Source organism: Nocardia sp. NPDC003345 (assembly GCF_053589395.1).
In genome coordinates, this window is record NZ_JBSFRU010000119.1 from 1 (window position 1) to 16,621 (window position 16,621).

Consider the following 16,621-nt stretch of genomic DNA (forward strand, 5'->3'; position numbering starts at 1 on the left):
CGACCCGATCCACATCGGTGGCGTCGCCGAGGAACCGCTCGTATTCCAGATCGGCCCACTGCTGCACCTCGGCCCATTCCCGGGCCTCGCGCTCCCATTCCCGGCGTAATCCCGCCGGGATCTCGTTCATCGCCGAGGCCGGGATATGGTCGCTGTCCTGCCACCGCCGGTGCATGGGCTGCACATTGGTCTCCGGCGGCGCGAACCATTCGTACCCGCGGAACACCGTCCCGAACGGCGGCAGTTTCTGCAGCCACGGTCGAGCCTCCACCCAGCGGCCGATCTCCGGATGCCGCTGGATCCACGCCTTCACCGCCGGATGTTTGGGCACCAGTGCGGCCATGAGCACCAGTCGCATCACGTTGTAGGCGTCCGCTCCCCAATGCTGGGAGAAGAGATCCTTGGGGTCCACACCCGAGGTGTCGTATTGGCTGGGAGCCATCGGCGCGTTCACCGGCAACGTGCTCTCCGGGATCTTGCCGGCCGGGACGTTCTCGCCGGGCAGGACGATATCGTTGATGACATCCTCGCTGGCCCAGCCGCTCACGCCGTCGGGAAGGTCTTTCTGGCCGAATTTCTTCGGCAGGTCCGGGGCATCGCGATTGGTCTGCCACCCCGGGCGGGTCGGATCCACCGGATGCCATTCCCCCGCGGCGTCACGCCAGCGCGTCATATCGAGACGGCGGCCGCCGACCCAGCCGGTGCTCATCCGCTCGACCTCCGGCGAATCCATCTCCTGGACCCGCCAGTTGTCCTCCCGGCCCGCGAGCACCCGCCGGTACTCGACGGTGGTCTCGGGGCGCACCATGGCCTGGGCGGCCGCGAGGCTTTCGCGGAGCGCGCGTTCGAGGGCGGCGTCGTGGCCGGCGCGGGGGTTCTGGGGGTCCGGGCGCGGACCGAACACGATGATCCGGGGCTCGTCGCCCTCCACGACCCCGACGCGGTCGGTGACCATCCGGCCGCCTTCGGCCTCCACCAGACCCCGCCAGACCCCGGCCACCCGCGCCATCTCGTCCTGCAGGCGACCGATCCGATGATGGGCCTCGTTCACATCCCGGGCCGCGTCGGCCAAGGCGTCGATCTGGAGCAGCCGCTGCTGATACCGGGAGGGTCGCAGATCGCCCGCGCGGAACTCCTGGTACGCGCGGGCGCGCAGATCACCCAGTACCGTGTCCAGTTCGCCGGGAGCCAGCAGAGCATCCGGATCGCCGCCCTCGTCCAGGAGTCCGAGCCGGCCGGCCAGATCGTCGCGCATGGCCCGCCGCGGTTTGATCCGCTGCAGTTCGGCGGCACGTTCCCGCGCCGGACGTTCCAGCTCGGCGGTCACCTCGGCGGGGCGGGGCCGGTCCAGGAACTCCTGATCCGTTTCCATACCGGCGATCCGCCGGTCCAGTTCCCGCAGCCGGGAGCCGAGTTCGTCGAACTCCGCGGTCTGGGCGATGAGTTTGCGGATCAGGTCCCGGCGGTGCTGCCGCTCCTGCTCACCGACCGGGTTGCGGACGCGGGTGGGCACCTCGTCGATCCCCGCGCCGACCTCGACCGAGTCATAGCGGGTTTCCTCGTCGAGTCGCAGGATGATCTGCTCACGCGCGTCCGGCCCGAGATCGGCCCAGCCGGCCGGGTCGAGCAGGCCGAGATTGCGGGCTCGATCGGTGATTTTGGCCCGCAGGAATTCCCGCTCCCTGGTGACGCCCTGACGCTCTCCGGCGAGCCGGTCGTATTCGATGCGACCGGTGATCCGGCGCACCTCCTCCTGAGCATGGACAAGGCGGGCCGCGAGGTCACCGATCCGGTCGACCAATTCGCGATCACCGGTGTCCAGGTCGCGGCCGCGAAGCTCACGCAGGGTCTCCGCGATCCGGTCGTCGGCGAACGCGCCTTCTTCCACGGGGGTGCGCAGGGCGGGGGTGAGTTCATCGATCCGGGCACGCAGTTCGTCACTGCGCGCGACCGCGTCGACCAGGGCGTCGGCGAGCAGTTCATGCGGCCGGGAACCGCGCTCCGGCTGCTCGCCCTCGGCCACCGGCTGCTCACCCTCGGCCACCGGCTTACCGCCCTTGCCTACGGAATCGAGTCCGTCGGGTGTGGGATCGGCGGCGGGGTCGTTCTCGGCGACCGGGTCGGGGCCGGGTTTCGGGGTGCCTTCGGAGTCGGCGTCGGAATCGGGTTCCGGGGCAGCGGGGCCGGGCCCGGTATCGGAGTCCGGGCCGGAATCGCCGGGCGGCGTACCCGCCGGGTTGTCGTCGTCACCTGGATCGTCCAGCATCCGGTGCCACCAGCGGGCCCGGTCCTCGGCCATTCGCGCGACCCAGTCGGCCAGCTCGGCGCGCTGTGCCGCGAGCCAGTTGCCCGGTTCCATATCGGCCAGGAAACGCGCACTGTCGGCGTCCATCCGAGCCCGCCATGCGGCCCGATCCACTTGGGTCAGCCGGAGCCGGTCGAGGCGTTCACGGGCGTAACCCAGTAGCCGTTCCGCCTGCTCGGCCCGGAACCGCAGCAATTCGTCGCCCGGCCGGGCCGCGGCCTCCCCGCGCGCCCACGCGGCCTCGTCGGCGGCTGCCTCGACGGCGATCTCGGCCCGCCGCAGTTCGACCCAATCCATCAGCTCCGCATGCGAATCCGGCAGCGCGGGGCCGGGTTCGGGCGGGACCCCAGGATCTCCCGGCATGGCCGGAGGCGGGCCCGGCGGCGTACCGCTCCCGTCGCCGGCGTCGCCGGTTTCCGGATCCGGGGTCGCGGCCGGACCGTCGGGCCCGGGGGCGGCCGCTCCCCTCGTGTCGGAATCCGCGTCGCCCGGCGCGCGCGGCTCGGATGCATCGATGGGCCGCACCGGGCCGGTGCCGCCGGCGAGATCGGCCTGCCGGCTGCGCGCGTATTCGTCGAGCAGCCGGAAGAGGGATTGGATACGTTCGGCGCGGTCGCGGACCTCTCGCCGCAACGTATCGAGTTCCGCGGCGAGCTTTTCGGGCTTCAGACCCTCGTGATTCTCGATCCGGCCGTCCCGATAGGCCTCGTAGATCTCGACGAACCTCTTGTCGTCGGCGCCGACCAGATCGACACCGACCAGCCGGGCCCAGTCGCGGTTCGGCGTCGGCCGCTGGTCCGGGTCGGTATCGGGGATACGGTGGCTGTCCGGCCGGGCCGCGGCATCGGCGACGGCCTGCGCGAAATCGTCGGCACCGACCCCACGCACCGCGTCGGCGATCAGCCCGCGTAGTCCGCGGATGACACCGCGGCTGTGCATCGGGAAGCGGCCGTCGGCGATGCGCGGATCGCCGGTGCGGTCTCCGTGCGGTACCTCGGTGAAGGGGTCGATATCGAACAGGGCTGTCGCGAACTCGGCGAGCGCGTCTCGCACCAGATCACCGTGGCCGTCGCGTTCCAGACGCCGGATCAGCTGCAACAGTTTCCGCGGATTGATCTCTTTGACGTTCACCGTGTACAGCAGTCGCCCGTCCGGCTCGGGCATCTTGATGTATCGCGGTCGAAGCAGTGCCGCGACCCGGCGATCGACCTCGGCGCGTTCGGCGGCGGTCTCGGTGGCCATCTTGCGCGCCATCGCATCGCTTACCAGGCGCTCGGCCAGCCGGTTGCGCGCCGCGTCGACAGCATCGGCGTCGAACTCTCGTAGCCGTTTGGCGTACTCGGTCAGGTCGCCGAATCGCTGGGCGCGCAGCGCACGGCGCTGGCCACCGGCGGCCAGCGCTTCGGCCAGCGTTTTCGGTGTCAGCGTTCGCTCGGGCGCGTCCGGGTCCGGCGTCAGGTTCAGGCCCAGGCGTTCCGCGAGCCGGCTACGGGCGTCGGTGAGTTCGTTGAAGAACTCGATATCGGTCGCCGAGCGGATGAAATCGACCAGGGCCTCCAGCTGAACCGCCCGGACCGCGTTGTCCAGCAGCAGGTCGGCTACCGTCCGGCGCAGATTCTCCGGTAGCACGGTGTCGGGGCCGATACCGAGTTCGTGTAGTACGGCGGCGATCTCGGCGGCAACCTGCCGGGCGGGCCGGGGCGGGGCGTCGCCGAGTGCGGCCCGGTGAGCGTCGGCGGAACCCTGGAACTGGTGCCATTCGCCGTCCACCCCGCGCACGACCAGCACATCGAGTTCGCGGCCGAACATCGTTTCCCGCAGATAGCGCATCGGCGGCACGGGCGCCGGATCCAGCACGGATTCACCCGTCCAGTCGCGCCTCGCGTGCCGGTAGTCCAGAACGAGTTCGCCGCTGTCGAGTTGCGCGGCCAGACTGCGGTCGGCGGCGAGCGCGTCGGCGAGTACCTGGTTACGGTCGCGCGGCCCACCGACCACGAGCAGCCGGTCGGGCTGTCCGTCACCACCCGGTATCCGCACGATCTGGCGCCCCAGCAGGTCGCCCACCGGGTCGGTGAGATCGGGTTCCGCCAGCGTGCGCCGGACCGCGTCGACGAATTCGGCGACCCGCTGCGCTCGCGCCACGTTCTCGGCGCGTAAACGGTCCACCACGCCTTCGGGATCGGTGAGCAGCTCCTGCAGCGAGAGGTCGCGCATCGCCGCCCAGCTCGCCAGTTCGTCGCGGATCTGGTCGCGGCGCAGCGCGTTCTCGAAGAACCGGCGCAGCCCCTCATCACGGCCGAGTTCCGAGGCCTCGCCCCACATGGGCAGTTCGTCGGCGCCGTTCTCCACCACCGTGGACGCGAGCAGACCGGGGTCGTGCCCGAAAGCGGCGAGGATCTCGATGAGCAGCCGGCCCATCGGGTTCTGGTCGATGAAACTGACCTCGTCGAGGAACGGAACCGGCCGGCCCGCCGGGTCGGGTCGCGCGAACCGGCGTGGCCGCTCGGGCGCGGGAGCGTCGTCGTCATCGAGGAACCCGTCCTCATCGAAGAACGCGTCGTCGTCCCGGAATCCGTCGTCGACCTCGTCCGCGGCGGGGCGGCGCGGACCATCCAGCTCGCCCGGCGCGTCCGCGCGCGGAATGCCCCGCTCGGAGTCCGCCCCCGGGGGCGCGTCCTGCATGGTGTAGGGCAGGGTCTGCTCGATCAGGTAACGCCGGACCGCGGCCGCGAGCCCTTCGATGGCGCCGGTCGCGCGCACGACCCGGTACTGCTGTTCGTCGATGATCCCGGCGAGCGTTTCCGGGCTCTCGTCGGGCAGTTCGATATCCAGCAGCCGCTGGGCGGCGTCGGTCAGGCTCTCGCCGTCGGGCGCCGGCCCGACCGGGGGCCGGGCACCGCCTTCCCGTTCTTCGGCCAGCGCGTCGGCCAGACTGTCGGCTTCCTCGTCGGTTATGAGACCGCGATCGCGCAGCTCGTCGAGGATCCGTTGCTGCTGCTCGGGATCGGCGTCGGGCCGGCCCGCGACCGTCAGCAGATCGCGCAGTGCGGCTTCGGAGGTGATGCGGTTCAGGTCCAGGAACTCGAGCAGCTGGTCACGCGCGGCGTCGAGGTCGCCGTCGGTGAGCCACGGCTGATACTCGTTACCGCTGTCGTCCGGGTACATCGGCAGGAATTCACCGGCGGTATCGCGCATCCGCGCCGACAACCGGCCGAACAGTGGGATGTGCTCGCGGTTCTGGATCCACACCGGTGCCTGCTGGGCGATACGCAGCAGGGTGGGGTCCGGCGGGCCCGATTCCGGCGCCGGGCCGATAACGGGGTGGTCCGGGGTCGGCGGCGGTGGGGCCGGCTGGGGCGGAGGCGGATTCGCGATATCCCCGATTCCGGCGGCGCCGTCGGCGATGGCCGCCTGTCCCCGGCTGTCCCAGCCGGAACCCGACGGGTACTTGACCTGCTGCTCGCGATACGGCCACATCCGCCGGATCGCCTCGAGTTCGCGCTCCGACCGGCCCACCGGCCGCGCCGACGCCAGCCGGTCCGGCCCGATCTGCATCTCGCTGTGCGGCACCAGTCGCCAGCGGTCTGTGCCTTCGGGGACCAGGTAGAACCGGACAGGTGTGCCGTCGACATCCATGACCAGCGGTACGACGACACCGTCGGAGCCGTCCGGTTGGTCCCGGTCCTCCCCCGCATCGTCGGGCGTCTGCCCATCGGAGTCGTCCGGCGAGGATGCGGGATTCGGCGGGCCGCCCGGGGGTTTCTTGCCGCCACCGGATTCACCGGGGGCCGGAAGCCGCCGCCCCGGATCGGATTCGCCGTCCTCGCCGGCCGGGGGTTCTCGTCCGGCGTCCACCGCGTCGCGGTTCGCGTCCATCCCGCCGGGTGGTAAACCCAGTTTCCGGCGGGCCAGTTCCCCGAAACCCGTCCAGGAGCGTCCGTCCTCGGCGACGCCTATCAGCAATTCGGCGAGTTCACGGACCGGCGTGGGTACCGCGTCCGCGCCGCGCAGCACGTACTCCATCAGCGCTTCGGCCAGCGCCTCCGGCGCCCAGAGGTCGCCGTCCGCATTACGGCTGTACCCGCTGAGTTCCGCCAGCCACCGGCCGAAGTTGCCGTCGGGGTCGGCGGCGGAGCGATCCAGCAGCTGGGCTTCGGCCACCAGCCGCGCGACACCATTTCCGGCGTAGTCCAGGACATGCCCGAATTCATGCACCGTGATGGCATAGACGGGCCGTCGTAGAACGGTCCGCGAGAATATCTTGTTCCCCAGGGCATTATCGATCTGGCCGAGGAAGTTCTCGATACTCGTGGCGTGCCGGTAGTTGAGGGTGATGTCCTCGGCATAGTGCGAGCCGGTGTCCGGGTCGAGGGCGGGTCCCGCGTCCGCGAGCACTCCTTCCCGGATATCGCCGATTCCGACGGACCGAATATCGGCCTGCGGGAACCGCGCGTACATATCGGTGATCGCGCGGGCGTATTCGCGCACGATCTCCGGGTTCAGATCGGCGAGGTCGAAGCCGAACACCCGGAAATCGGGATTCCCGGTGACCTCCCGCATATGGTCGCGCAGTCTCTCCCCGACCTCTTCCGGACTCAGATTCGACCATTCGTCGCTTTCCGGTGCGCCGAGCGACTCGGTATCGGAGAGTTCCGGTCCGCGATCACCGGTGTCGTCGCTGTCGGGACCGGGATCGTCCCCGTCCGGATCGTGGGCCGCCATTCGGTCCCGCACCCCCGGATCGGGATCGTCCCCGGCCGGAGGTGTTCTGTCGCCGGAGTCGCGTGTCCCGTCCGGCGGCACGATTTCCTCCGGTCGGGTGCCGTAATCCGGGATGTCTCGCGGCCCCTCATCGTCCACGAGCGGCCCGTCCACCGGTGCGGTGCCGTAGTCCGGATCCCGCGCGGGCTCGGTCGCCGGCGTCGCACCCAGCTGCGGGGGAGCCGGAGCCGGTGCCGGTTTGTCGAGCACCCGCCACATCGCCTCGTACGCGGCGGTCTCCAGCCCGACGTTCGCGAACCGGATCTGATCCAGGAACCGCCCGATCGCCGCGCGCGGCGAATTCCGGTCCGCCGCCCGGACCAAGAGGTCGTGCAGGCGGACCATATGCGCGCCCGCACCGTCACGGCCACGGGTCACGACCTGATCGAACGCCTCCTCCAGCGCCCACCCGTGGTCCATTTCGCCGGAGGTGGTCTCGAAAACGTGCTCGCTGAACTGCGATTTCAACCAGCTGACGTAACCTTCTTCGCTCGCGTCCCCGAGATTGTGGCCGGCGTAATGCACCCGCAACGCGTTGTCGACCAGCTTGTGCACCGATTCCCGGCCGGTGATGTCCAGAGCTCGCGCCCACTGCTGTACCGCGTTCGCATACACCGGGCGGGTCCGCGCACCCGAATCCGCGGCGTGGTAGTACTCGACGGAGATCGGCGGCATCGCGAACGCGCCGATATCCCGCGCCGATCGGTCGTCGAAGGTCAGCACGGCCGGACGTCGGGTACCGGCGCCCGAATCCGATCCGGGCACTGTGATCGACAAGTGGTAGCCGTCCCCGAATCCGACGCGCTGGATATCGGCCATCGGATAGAGCCGGGCCATATCGGTCAACCCGCGGGCGATCTCGCGCACGATCACCGGATGCAATCCGTCGCTGTCGAATCCGAACACAGTCAGCTCCGGATTGCCCAGCGCTTCCCGCAGTTCGGCCCGCAGTTTGTCTCCCACTTCGACGGGTGTGAGCGCGGACCACTCGTCGTTGCGGGGCGCGCCCAGCACCCACTCGGGGTGGTCCATCATGACCACGCGGCTCAGGTTCACATCCGGATCGAAGCCGCCGGCCCGCGCCTCGATACCGTCCTGGGCCACGAGCAGATCGTGCAGCAGGACGAAATGTTGCCCTGCCCGGTCGCGGCCACGAACCATGACCTCGGCGAACGCGTCGGCCAGGATCGTATCCGGCTCCCAGGAGGACCGCCTCCGGGTGACATTGGAGGTCTCGAAGACATCCACCGTGTTCTGCATCCAGTCGAGGAAAGCCAGCCGGTGCTGGTCACCCAGCCTGTTGTACGAGTAGTACTGCGCCAGGACCTCACCGACCGCATCTTCGGCGAGCCTGCCGGTGGTGCTGTTCATGACCTCGGCGAACGCCCGCGCGGTGTTCCGGTAGGTCGAACGCAGATCGGTCCGGTCACCGGAGTCGGCGCGACCGGAATGCAGCCGCAGCGCGCCGTCGGCGGACGCGATCGAGTCGCTTCGAGATGAGGGTCCCGGAACTACTTCCACCGCGGGCAAGGCCACGCGCGGATGGCGGGTGGTCAGATCCGCTATCGCACGGGCGAACTCGCGCCCTTGGGCGATATCCACCGATTCCGGCGGGCGGGAGGGATAGCCGTCGATCGACCGGTGAGGCCGGGAATCGGGTGCGGGTGCCCAGTCGAAACCGCGTACCTCGAAATCCGGGTTCCCGGTCGCCGCGCGAACATGGTCACGAAGCCTGTCGCCGATCTCGGCCAGGCCCAACTCCGACCATTGATCGGTGTCCGGCGTGCCGCGCGATCCGGCCGGATCGGTGAGCCCGGTGTCCTCGCCGGGCCGCCCGGGCGAACCGGGCTCGGCTTCGCGGCCGCCGATGCCGGGTTCCAGGCCCAGATCACTCGGCCGCAGCAGACCCGCCCCGGTATCGAACGCGTCGTAATAGTTGTCCAGCGCTTCCCGCAGCAACGCGCCGTAGATGATCCGCGCGGGTTCGGTGGCGTCATCGCCGTTGAGGACCACGTCCAGCACGGCGTCCGCCAGCATCTCCGTCCGGTTCAGCTCACCGTCGGCGGTGAAGCTGTAGCCGCCGAGCTGGTTCAGCCAGACACTGAATTCATCCGGATCGAAACCACCGGTCTTCTCCGTGTAGTACTCGATCAGCAGCAACTCCACCGACCCGGCCTCCGAGCCGTCCGGGAAGACCTCGAGCCCCCGAGCTCGCATACCGCCCGCGAAATCCAGCCCGTGGCCCAGTTCGTGAACGGTGGTGGCGAACGCGGGCCGGGCCGCCGAGTTACGCGGCGAATGCATATTGTGCTCGGAGCGCTGCCGCGACGCATAGAATTCCGCCGGGTTCCGTAGCAGCCGCTCGTTGAGCGTGATCGTATCGGTGACGTACCGGCCGATATCGCCGGCATCGAAACCGTAGTGCGCGAGTCCCCGCACATGCTCCCTGTCGGTAACGGGAGCGATGCGCAGGTTGTGCAGTTCCAGCATCGGGAACCGCGACATCATCAGATCGACGGCACGGGCGATCTCGCGTACCAGCGGGAGGTCCAGCGGCGGCACCGCGGGGTCGTCGGGATGACTGAAACCGCTGATCTCGCGGAGCGGATACCGCTCCCGGAGGGTGGCGACGATCTCGTCGAGGCCCATACCCGACCATTCGTCGTCGATCTCGTCGGCGCGGTCGCGAAGGGCCGGAGTATCGGCATCGTCGTCCGGCCGACCATCGGCGGGCGGAATCTCGCCGTCTTCGCCGCCCAGGAAATCCGGTGCGTCGCGGCCGCTGTCCTCATCCCCGGGCGGCAGTTGGTCCTCGTTCCGGCGGTCCGCGCCGAGGCCCATCCGGTCCATGAGGCGACCCATCCGCCCGCGCGGCCGGCCTTCGGCGGTGAGCGCGGCGGTGGGATCGTTCAGAACACCCACGATCCGCTTGACCAGGGCCTCCCGCGTATCCGCCGTCATACCCTGGAAGTACCGGGAGAGAACGTTCGTGCTGCCTTCGACACCGAGCGGCGGGGGGACCCGCCAGCCCCCGTGCCCATCGGGTTCCAGCGATACCGCCAGATGCCCGGCGCCGAACGGGAAGACCTCCAGCCGGTAATGGTTCGGATGCCTCCCGCCGCTGGATCCCACGGGGACCCGCCGGGTGTGCACATTGTGGGCGACGTGGGCCGGATGCTCCGGAGGCAGAGATCCGCCGGACGCCTCCATCCGCCGGTGACCGATCGACAGGAAATCGTCGCGCAGGTCACCGACAGTCCGGGGCCGATGGGTGTTGCGCTGGTCTTCCCGCGTGTAGAAGGCGTCGGGACCGAGTTGTTTCAGCCAGTCGGCGAACCCCGGCTCCACCTTTCCCTCGGCGCGGAACCGCAGATAATGGGCGAGCATCTGGTCCCGCTCGCCCAGCCGGTCACGCATGCGGTACGGCCCTTCGGCCGTCGCGCGGTTGATGGGCGTGACAACCGGTTCACCGTCGTCGTCGGCCGTCACCTGCTGATAATCGAGCCCGTTGGGCTGCTTCCAGATCGCGTCGCTGTATTCGGGATGCAGCAGTCCGAGTTCGTGCAGGGCGTCGAGGTGTTCGCCGGGCCGGGCGTAGATCACCAGACGCGGATGTGGATCGAGCACTCGCAGGACCCGGTCGGTGAGCCGCTCGGGACGGTCGCCCATCCGCGCAGGCTGTGCGAAGCGGTCCAGTTCCCGGTCGACCGCCCGCCGCGGCATATCCGGGCCGGGCTCCGCGCCCGAGTTCCGCGCCCGCTCCGCCGGTCCGGCTTCGTGCCGGCCGAAGACCTCTTTCGGGTGTCCCCATGGCACTCCGCCGCCCTCGGTGATGGCGCGCACCACATCCTGGGCGATCTCGGCGTCTTCGAGGCCGGTTCTGCGCAGGTAACGCTCCAGCGCCTCGACTCCGGCGCGCCGTGCCGCCTGCTCCGGCGATTCCTGGGCGCCGGTGCGCCGCTGAGCGCGGGCGAGTTCCTTGTCGTAGGCCTTCTGGAAGGCGGTTTCGGCCGGTCCCTCCGGTACGTACCGGCCGAGATCGCGCAGGATCCGCAGACCTTCGACCTCATCGGCGAGACCTCGGGCCCGATGCGACCGGTCCGCCGCGGTGTCCTCCGGAATCCGGCGCGGGGTCGGGGGTTCGGCGCCGTCGGCCGTGGATATCCCGTGCGCGCGATCCCAGACCCCGGCGAAATGTGCTCCCAGTGGGACCTCGCCGACCAACGGTCCCTGAGCGTCCAAATGCGCCCGCACGGCGCGGAATCCGGCCCGGTGACCGGCGGAGTAGAACCAGCCGCGTTCACCGCCGAGCGTTCTGCGGGATCCGTAGGCGGATTCGGCGGTCCGGTATCCGTCGACGAACGCGTCGGCGTAGATCCGGGCCAGTGGATCGTCGGGAGCCGGTTTCGGCGGCTGGGCCCGGAGGCCGATCAGGTCCCGGAAGGCCAGCGCGTGGGCTTCCGCGACGCGGTCGAGCATCAGGGCGCTGTATTCGTCGCGAGACAGGTTCAGCCGTTCGGCCGCGGGGTCGGCATCCGCGAACTGATCGGCCATCCGCGCGGCATACACGAGTTGGCGCGCATGCTCGGCGGGATTGTCACCGGGATGCAGGGTGAGAGTGCGGGTCACCGGGTCGTATCCGGCTCCGGTACCGAAGCGGGCGCGGGACCCCGGGGTCCGGTGCACGGCGGTCTCCGGCCCGGCTCCGAGGACGATCTCGACACGGTGCTGATCGAGGGTTCGTTTCACCCAGCCCGCGGTGCCCATGCTTCCCGTTCGCCGTGCGGCTTCGTGCAGCTCGTCGAATGCCTTCTTCGTGGTCTCGTCCACGGCTCGCGACAGTTCGGTTCCGTCCGGGTCGGTGCCGGCGCGCGACGGCGTGGGTGTATCCGGACGGGACGCCGGCCGGTCGGTGCCGTGGTCGCGCCCGACCGACACCACTCCGGATTCGTCGATATGGATCCGAATCCGCTCCGGTGCCGCGCCGTCGGTGCGCTGGGTGGCGGCGACGGTGTCCCGGACGACCACGGTCCGGATCTGCTCGAGCAGGTGGTCGCGTTCCGCCGCCACTCGGGTGTGCTCGCCCGTCAGCCCGCTGAGCAGGCGGAGATCGGAGGCGACCGCGGCCTGGGCCGTTTCGATACGACCCAGTTCGCGAGCCCGGTCCGCCTGCGCCCGGACCAGCCTCTCGACCTCGCGCGCCGCGGTCAGCGACGAGGGTACGTACTCGTCCGGATCCGCCGGCCGCGCCGGCCGCTGAGCGTCCACGTCCGGCCGGCCCGCGGCGGAGTCCGGGGTTCGCGGGGACTCGAACAACGGGTGCAGCATCAGTCGGGACACCGCCTCGGCGACCGCGAACCGGTGCAGCAGTTCGGCGTCCGCGCCCGGATCCAGGCGCCGGGGCAGTCCGTCCGGTCCACCGGCGGCCGTGACCTCCATGTCCGCCCGGTGCAACCGGTCGTCCAGGCCGGAGACCAGGTCTACCGCGGCCTGCAGCGCTTCCACACGTTCGGCGTGCTCGGCGATCCGGTCGGCTCGCATCGTCCGGTGGAGAAGCCTGTCGACCGTCCGGTCCGTGTCCGCCGGAGTGGCCACGTCCCGGGGATCGACGCCCAGCGCCCCCATGAGGGCATCGCGGTCGGCGACAGCGGTGTCCCGGATCGCGGCGATCTCGTCCCGGATCCCGGCGAGACGGTCTACTTCGGCTGCCCGGGTGTCCACCGGAACGGCGCCGGAATCGTAGGGCACGCCCTCGGTGGCATACCGGACCGCGGCATCGTAGGCGTCGAGGTACGCATCGTCGAGCAGACGCCGGTATTCGGCATCGAGCGGATCGGACAGGCCGGGGGCGGAGAGTTCGTACCCGTCCCGGCCCATATCCCGCTGGAACCGCGCCTGCCGTCCCAGCGCTTCACCCTCGACCCGAGCCCAGGCGGCCGCGTGCTCGGTTTCGGACAGCTCCCGGATCCTGGAGGGTGTCACCTCCACCCGGCCCTGCACAACGGCCTCGGCCAACGTCGCCGCGCGGATCACCGCCGCCGCCTGCCCGAGTTCGCCACGCCCGCCGGATCCGATGAACACCTCCATCGTCCGGCCGTTGAATTCGTCCGCACGACCCGAGTCGGTGCCCGGTTCCTCGAACCGGACGGTCGCCCCCGCCTCCCGCAGCACCTGGAGCGCGTGCCGGCCGATCTCGCTGCGCGTGAGAACTTCCCGGACCTGCGCGGCCGCCGGATCGTGGGAGAACTGCCAGCCGTCGAGCCGGCCGGCCGGCGACCGCGTCAGATCCAGGGCGACCGGGTCCGGCGTGGACTCGGGCCGGTTCGTGCCGTCGCCGTCCTCCGGGTCCGCGTCGCCGTCCCGGCCGGCGTCGGTCCCCGTGCGGTCGGGTGGTCCGGGTCCCTGGGTCGCCGGGCCCGGCGTGCCCAGTTCGGGAGTATCGAACCAACCGAAGGAGCTTCGCGGAGGCTCGTCGGCCGACCGGACCAGGAGGTCGTAGACGATCCGTACCGCGTTGCCGGGAGCCGGCGGTGCGAACCCGTCCGGGTCGAGCCGGCTCATCGTCACGGCGAGGAAGGCTTCCGCCAGCGCCTCGGCGGGGTTGAGATGCGGGCTCCGGGGATGGAAGCTGTAGCCGCTGAGCGATTCCCGCAACCAGCTGAAATAGTCTTCGATGCTGGTGGCGTCCGGATGGCGCCGGAAGAACTCCCGCAGTAGGTGACCGTTGAGCTCACGGCGCGAGGCGTGATCGCCGGCGGCATCGAGGACATGGCCGAATTCGTGCACCGCCCGCGCGTACGCGGGCCGGTGCCGTACGGAGTCGGGGAACCATCCGGTGCCGGCGTTGTAGTCGGTGGCGCGGCGTACCTGCGCGGGATCACGGGCCATATCGGCGTTGAACTCGATCACGTCGGCGCGCCGGACACCGCCGTCGAGCATCCACCGGGTGTGGCCGAATACGCCCTCCGGCATGCCGCCACGGAAACCCACCGCGTTCAGCCGCGCCGGCGGGTGCGCGGCGAACATATCGACCAGCGCCCGGGCGTATTCGCGTGCCACCTCCGGATGTACCTCCGGCCGGTCGAACCCGAAGACCTCGAAGCGAGGGTTGCCGGTGATCGCGCGCAGTTCGTCCCGCAACCGCGCACCGACCTCGTCCGCGGGCAGGCCCGACCAGGCATCGTCGTCGGGTGCGCCGAGCAGTTCGGTATCCGACACGCGGCCGGTTCCGCCGGCCGGTGGAGGTGGGTCACCGGCCACGTTCGGGAGCGGCTGCGTGTCCTCGGTGCGCGGTATGGGTTGTGTGTCACCGACGGTGGGCAACGGCCGAGTGTCGGCCGCGGTCGAGGGCGGGCGATCATCTCGCGCACCGGGCACCCGGCCTTCGTCACCACCGTTCTCGAGGGATCTGTCGATACCACCGATGACGTCGAACGACACCGGCCGCCCGTTCCGCTCCAGATCGAACCGCCGGACGGTGGTCTCACCCTCGGCGACGGTCCGTACCACCACGTACTCGACCTGCAGCGTTCCGTCCCGATGGGCGGCGAGCAATTCGTCCCGGGCACGGAGCAGCGCGCGACCGGTGTCGCTGTCCGGATCGATTCCCCGGGAACGCAGTTGAGCGGGTGTCTCCCCGAGCAGCCGGGCGAGGTTGCTGTCGATCGCCAAGGTCCGCCGGAGATATTCGGGAGACCCCTGTTGCGCGTCGACTCTTCTCGAACCACCGAGCGGTGATCCGCCACCCTTGGCCTCGACCACTAGCAATTTCGGCGGCGTGTTGCCGGACCCCGGAATCAGGGCCGCGATATCCACGACATTGCTCGCGGTGCTGTCGCCTTCCAGCGGAGTGAGCTGCACGACGCCGGGGTGCAGCTCCGGATCCAACGCGTAGGCCAACCCGCCCAGCTCACCGAGATGCTGTGAGGTGGCGACTTCCCGCAGCCGCAGATCATGGAACTGCCGGGCGTGCTCGCGCAGTTCGTCGAGTATCGCCAGCCGCTGCGCCCGCCGGGTTTCATTCAGCGCGGGATCCCGGCGGACCCGGTGCTCCTGCCGCGCGATCTCCTCCGCCGCGACCTCCGGTTTGCGGTAGCGGAGATCGGTGAGATCGCGCTGTGCGAAGTCGGCGAGCTCCGCGGCCAGCCGCGCACGGGCTGCGTCGAGCCGGGCGTGCTCGGCCCGCTGTTCGGCCCGCTGGACAACGGCTTCGGCCATCTGCCGGGCGATCGCCGGATCGGTCGCCAGGTAGGGCTGCTCCGCGCCGGGCTGTGCCCGATACCGATAGTCGACGCGGCCGCGACCTTCGTCGTCACCGAGAACCCCGTCGGCATCCAGGTTGTCGACGCCGCCGATGATGTCGATGCGGACCGGCTCGCCGTCTCGGGTGAGATCGAACCGGCGCACCGTGATATCGCCGTCGACCGCGGTCCGCACCTGGTGGTATTCGATCTGCAACGTGCCGTCGAGGTGGGCCGCCAGCAGGTCGTCGCGGGCATCGCGCAGCGCCCGGCCCTCTTCGCTGTCCGGATCCACCCCGCGGGCCCGCATCTGCTCGGGGCTCTCGGTGAGCACAGTGGCGAGGTTCCGGTCCATGGCGAGGGTGCGCCGCAGATATTCGGGGGCACCCTGTTGCGCGTCGGCCAGTCTCGATCCGCCCAGCGTGGAACCGACACCTTTGGCCTCCACCACCAGCAGCTTCGGCGGTCGCCCGGGTATCAGAACCGCCACATCGACGACGTTGGCCGCGGTGCTCCCGCCCTCGAACGGTGTGAGCTGGACGGCTCCGGGATGCAGCTCCGGATCGAGTGCGTAGGCGAGACCGCCGATCTCGCCGAGGCGCTGCGAGGTGACGACCTCCTGGCGGACCAGATCCCGGTACTCTTCGGCGCGCTGGTGCAGATCGTCGATCAAGGCCAGACGCTCGGACCGCTCGCTGTCGCTGAGCCCCTCGTCGTGTTGTATCTGCTGCTCTTCGTGGGCGATCTCGTCGAGGATCTTGTTCGGCGTCAGATACCGCAGATCGGCCAGATCGATCCGGGCGACGAGGCCCACCTCGACCGCCAGCGCCTGGAGGTCCGCGGCGACCCGGTCGCGTTCGGCCTGCAGCGCCATCCGCTCGGCCGACACCGCGGCGAGGTCGGCGGCGGCATCGGGATCGGCCGGCCGGTACGGCGTGGATTCGCCGGGCTGCGCCCGATACTGGTATCCACTGCCCTCGGCGAGCGGATCGGGCACCCAGCCGTGCTGATCACGGAGCCGGAAATCGCTGTCCCGCCACGTACCGGGCGGATCGTCCCGATGATGCAGTCTGCCGTCGGAGTCACGATAGGTGGGGTCGCCGTCGTCGGGCCTGTCGCGACCGGGATCCGTTCCGGATTCCGGCGGTGCGCGCCGAGCGGGTTCCCGCTCTTCATCGTCTCGACGACCCGCACCCTCTTCATCGTCCCGACGACCCGCACCCTCTTCATCGTCTCGACGACCGGCACTCTCTTCATCGTCTCGACGACCGGCACTCTCCTCATCGTCTCGACGACCGGCACTCTCCTCATCGTC

The 16,621-nt window shown here is 70.1% G+C and carries 2 protein-coding genes; one reads left to right on the forward strand and one right to left on the reverse strand.

Annotated elements, in window-relative coordinates:
* The coding region (locus tag ACWDU1_RS15505; protein ID WP_449999022.1) for a hypothetical protein at nucleotides 1–16,303 on the reverse strand (16,303 nt) is incomplete at its 3' end.
* Between the two features lie 6 nt (nucleotides 16,304–16,309).
* On the opposite strand from ACWDU1_RS15505, the gene ACWDU1_RS15510 reads away from it, so the two are divergent.
* The coding region (locus ACWDU1_RS15510; protein WP_449999024.1) for a hypothetical protein at nucleotides 16,310–16,621 on the forward strand (312 nt) is incomplete at its 3' end.